Genomic DNA, 383 nt, shown 5'->3' with positions numbered 1-383 from the left:
CGCTAAGCTAGGTGGAAAAAATGCAAGGACGAAGCTGATTCGAAGCCTCACACCCCGTGGCTGGCAAAAAGCCCAATTCTTAGCAAACGGGCCTGTAGTAAGGAGCAGAATTAATGGGAAGTAAATTTATGGCATCTGCATATAACCGTTTCGGTGAGCCAAACCCGAAAGCAACTAAGTATAAAAGTGGGGGAAGTGTGAAACGAGACTATCGTGATGAAAAAGAGGTTGAAACTGTAGAGACTGTTTTAGAAAATACTAAAATCGTCCCTGTCCCACAACAAAATATCGGTCTGATGGCTGCACAATATTTTGGTGTGCGATCAGCATTGTCCCAAGAAGACGGTGTGACAGTTACTGCAACATATTTCCCCTATTACGAC

General features: G+C 43.9%; 1 protein-coding gene. It reads left to right on the top strand.

Annotation, left to right across the window (positions count from 1 at the left end):
* Positions 1–113 precede the first annotated feature (113 nt).
* Positions 114–383: hypothetical protein (locus Y882_RS19645; protein WP_211259234.1), on the top strand; the 270-nt coding region annotated here is incomplete at its 3' end.

Origin of the sequence: Dyella japonica DSM 16301, from assembly GCF_001010355.1 — a bacterium.
Lineage (GTDB): Bacteria > Pseudomonadota > Gammaproteobacteria > Xanthomonadales > Rhodanobacteraceae > Dyella > Dyella japonica.
Note: the sequence above shows the minus strand (reverse complement) of the source record. Positions and strands in the feature narration are given on the sequence as shown.